Below are 3,809 nucleotides of genomic sequence, written 5' to 3' on the forward strand. Positions count from 1 at the left end.
ACTGAAAGTTCATTAAAACTTGCTTGGTTTATAGCCTCAAATGTTCCAAAATAGTTAACCAGTTTTTTGATTGTTGCAGGACCAATTCCCTTTTTTTCAAGTAGTGAATTTTTTGTATCCTCTTTCCGTTTTCTGTTTTGATGATAGGCTATAGCAAAACGGTGTGCCTCGTCTCTCTGTCTCTGTACCCACAGCAGTCTTTTGTCTGTAGTTTTTAGCTCAAAAACAGACTCTTTGGTATAGATAATATCTTTTGCTGCACCTTTTGCACGGTGAGCTTTGGAATCAAGTTTCTCTTTTGCTATCGCAATAACATCAAGAGTCACTCCTGCCTTGCGAAGTAGTCTTAAAGCCAGTTGTAAAAGCGTATCTCCTCCATCAAGTATCCATAGGTCAGGAGGTGAATTCTCTGCAAAATTTGCAATACGCCTAGAGAGCATCTCCCTCATCTGACCATACTCATCTTTTGCCTCTAGTGCATATCTACGATATGAAGCTCTATCCCAACGACTCTCACTCCAAACAACCATCGCACCAACAGTAGCAACTCCCATCATATGTGAGTTGTCAAAGCTTTCAATTTTATAAGGAATTAAATCTAATTCAAACAATGTAGATATTTTAGGTTCTATCTCCTCTTTTTTCCTACTCTCTTGTTTCAAAATCTCATGGGCATTTGTTATTGCTAGTTTAACAAGCTTAGCTTTTGCTCCTATCTTAGGGTGTGCTATCTCTATCTTTTTAGAAAATCTAGCAGAGAGTAGTTGGCTCACCATCTCTTGGTCATCAAAAGGGTGTGCTACCAATATCGTCTTAGAAATCTGTGGTGAGTCATAGCTATAGAACTCCAACAAAGCCTGTCTATAAGCCTCACTCTCATCATATATATCCACCCCTCTAAAGGTAGAAAAATCCGAAGATATTATCTTCCCCTCACGCATAAATAGTTTAACAATTACCCCCTTGGTATCTCCATTGATTATAGCAAATATATCCATATCCTCCTGCCTAGCTAAGTCGATATTTGAGCTAATAGTCAACGCCTGAATAGTCTTGATATTATCACGCAGAGTAGTAGCCTCTTCAAAGCGTTCAGCGATAGCAAGTTCCATCATCCTATCATTTAAAATCTCTACCAATATACTCCGTTTTATAATAGCTTTTTTAGCATTCTCAACAGTTTTTTGATACTCTTTAACAGACACTTTCCCTTCACAAGGAGCCAAACATCTGCCTATTTGATAAAAAAGACAAGCCTTTCCCCCACGCAGACAAGATTTTTTTTGTACCAATGGAAAGACCTCATAAAGCGTATCAAGCAACACTTTGCCACCATTTGGAAAAGGACCATAATAGGAGATACTCTTCCCTTTCACAACCTTGCGTGTAAGCTCAAATCGTGGAAAATCTTGACTCTCATCTATATAGATATATGGATAGGTCTTGTCATCTCGTAACAAGATATTATACTTAGGTTTGAGCTGTTTAATAAGTGAGTTCTCAAGCACAAGAGCATCAGTCTCACTATCAACTACAATATAATCAACCCTAACAGCCTGTTCCAACATTCTCGTAATTCTAATATTCAAATTAGGATTAGGATGAAACTTTGGACTAAAACGCCAGTAGCTTTTGACTCTATTTTTGAGATTTTTGGCTTTTCCCACATAAAGTAATCGACTATTTTTGTCAAAGTACTGGTAGACCCCTGCTTCTGTTGGTAAGTTTTGTATAGTTTTTATCATATCTGTTGCTCAATAGACTCTCTAATCTTCTCAAAAGCCTCCCTTAACTCTTTATCCTCACTCTCTATAGTAAACTCTCCCCAAGCCATCTCCTCATAATGTGGAACTGTATCCTCTATCTTTTTCTCTCTTATTATACTATTATGCTTCGAGTTAAATAGTACCACCTTACTCACTTTTAGAGATTTGCACTTCTCATCATGTTTTGCCAACATTGTTAATAGATTTTTTAATAAATCTTTATTATAATTAAGCTCCATTTTAAACCCAGGGTGTGAAAGAGCAACAAAGAGTGTATCTTGTCGCACATAGACAAAGGCGATGGCTTTTTGAAATCTTGGGTTGAGAAGTGATATAAACTTTTGATAGCAGTAGTGGCTCTTAAGTGTTTTAAATTGAGGTAGGTGAAGAATATGAGAGAGAATAGAGTTAGCTTTTTTCATGTGTTGATTATAACATCTTTTAGCTTTTTGCTACTATCAGGGTGTGGATACAAAGCCGACCCTTATTGGAAAGCAGATGTAGGTTCGGTAACACCGAACAAAAAGGGGTAAAACAGTGAAAAAATACGATGTGTTAATAATCGGTGCAGGTGCATCAGGACTATATGCCGCCATGAATCTACCAAAAAGCAAAAAAGTTTTAGTAGTTTGCAAAGATATTCCATGGGAGTGTAACACCTTTTACGCCCAAGGTGGAATGGTAACAGCGTTAGACGAAGATGATATTGCACTTCATGTCGAAGATACAATGGCAGCAGGAGCATTTCACAATGACAAAGAGGCAGTAGAGATAATGAGTCGCACCTCTATTGCTACTACCAAAGATATTATCGACAAAGGTATGAAGTTTGATTGTGATGAGCGTGGAAATCTGCTCTACACAAAAGAGGCAGCCCATTCAGCAGAGCGAATTGTTCATGCAGGAGGAGATGCAACTGGGCGTTATATGCACTACTTTATGATGCTAGAGAACAAGCATATGTTGCAGAGAAACACCCTTGTTTATGATTTGTTGATTGAAAATGGGCGATGTTTTGGAGTAAAAGCACTAGTCAACTATCGGCACGAGACTATCTATGCAAATGATGTGATTATCGCCTCTGGTGGAGTTGGTTCACTTTATGCATATAACACAAACTCTAGGACAGTATCTGCTGATATTCATGGTATCTGTGTCGAAAAAGGGATAGAGTTAGTTGATATGGAGATGATGCAGTTTCACCCAACAGTATTTGTCAAGACTCCATTTGCTAGAAAACTCCTGCTCACCGAAGCACTAAGAGGTGAGGGTGCTTTTGTAGTGGCAGAGGATGGGAGGCGATTTCTCTTTGATTATGATGAGAGAGGGGAGTTGGCTAGTCGTGATATTGTAAGCCGTGCGATATTTGACCACAAACGCAAAACAGGAGAGGAGGCATATCTTGACTTTTCTATGTTTGAAGAGGAGTGGTTTGAAAAGAGGTTTCCAAATATCACAAGAAGTTTTGCTGCGATTGGTTACAGTTTTCCAAAAGATAGAGTCCCTATCTCACCAGCATTTCACTACGCAGTAGGTGGAATCAAATCAGATACAGATGGTTGTGTAGAGGGGATAGATGGGTTGTATGTTATCGGTGAAGCCGCCTCAACAGGAGTACATGGTGCAAACCGTTTGGCATCCAACTCACTGCTAGAGGGTGTAGTTTTTGCCAAAAGAGCAGTTGACCATCTACTATCCAAAGAGCAGACAGAAGTTTCAACCCCAATTTTTGATAAAGAGTACAAAAATATTGTTCATCATGAGAATGATAAAGTATATAAGCATCGACTACGAAAAATCATGTGGGATGATATAGGAATTATCAGAACAAAAAAAGCTCTTTTAGAGGCAAAAAATGTTATTTTTGATATGAAAAACAGAGATATTGGACGACTCTTAGAGCTTAGATTAAATACCGCTTCAGCAATTGTAGAAGCAGCATTAAAACGCAAGAAATCACTGGGAACACATTATATCGCGTAGGGTCGGTAACACCGACCAAACAAATGGTATTTAAAATTTAAAAAAACATTTTAAAAATAT

At 38.2% G+C, this 3,809-nt stretch carries 3 protein-coding genes; 1 reads left to right on the forward strand and 2 read right to left on the reverse strand.

Annotated elements, in window-relative coordinates; all coding sequences use genetic code 11:
• A partial coding sequence (uvrC, locus tag GSY74_RS01355) for an excinuclease ABC subunit UvrC (protein WP_164663306.1) occupies positions 1-1,745 on the reverse strand: 1,745 nt, incomplete at its 3' end.
• Positions 1,742-2,188, reverse strand: a complete 447-nt coding sequence (locus GSY74_RS01360; protein ID WP_164663307.1) for a hypothetical protein — start codon at positions 2,186-2,188, stop codon at positions 1,742-1,744. The genes GSY74_RS01360 and uvrC, both read right to left, overlap by 4 nt.
• Positions 2,189-2,303: 115 nt before the next feature.
• Here GSY74_RS01360 and nadB point away from each other — a divergent pair, with 115 nt between their 5' ends.
• Positions 2,304-3,749 (forward strand): L-aspartate oxidase, encoded by a 1,446-nt coding sequence (gene nadB, locus GSY74_RS01365; RefSeq protein ID WP_164663309.1) that lies wholly within the window; start codon positions 2,304-2,306, stop codon positions 3,747-3,749.
• The last annotated feature ends 60 nt before the right edge of the window (positions 3,750-3,809 follow it).

This window comes from Sulfurovum sp. bin170, from assembly GCF_010892395.1.
GTDB lineage: Bacteria > Campylobacterota > Campylobacteria > Campylobacterales > Sulfurovaceae > UBA1140.

What these genes read in the sequence shown, in the direction of transcription:
- GSY74_RS01360 (WP_164663307.1), bottom strand. Translation starts at nt 2,188, where the DNA reads ATGAAAAAAGCTAACTCTATTCTCTCTCATATTCTTCACCTACCTCAA.